Source organism: Pollutimonas rozaliensis (assembly GCF_048751585.1).
Classification (GTDB): domain Bacteria; phylum Pseudomonadota; class Gammaproteobacteria; order Burkholderiales; family Burkholderiaceae_B.
Window position 1 is genome coordinate 1 of record NZ_JAZHOB010000103.1, and the last position, 274, is coordinate 274.

Sequence of the window (274 nt, forward strand, 5' to 3'; positions counted from 1 at the left end):
GCGCATATTCTTTGAAGAGAGCATCTGGCTAGAACCGGTCTTCCAGGTGTACTGACCATGATCAAAGCGGAGCAGGCTACCCAGCAGAAACACCGTGCCCGCGAGATAGGGGTAGTAACCGTAGATCAGATGGGTTAAGTAATGCGCAATCGCGTCATACATGGTGATTCTCCTATTAACGATCGGCGGAAGGAGCGGAAGAGGCATTTAAAGACGGAGCAGGCATAATGCGCACCGGCTGGCTCTGAACGGTGTGTTTGCGCTCGGCCAAGCG

The 274-nt window shown here is 53.6% G+C and carries 1 protein-coding gene; it reads right to left on the minus strand.

Going from position 1 to position 274, the window contains the following annotated elements; genetic code table 11:
• Window positions 1-207 (minus strand): respiratory nitrate reductase subunit gamma (locus V0R37_RS22155; RefSeq protein WP_420376564.1); only part of this gene is annotated, 207 nt, incomplete at its 3' end.
• Window positions 208-274 lie beyond the last annotated feature (67 nt).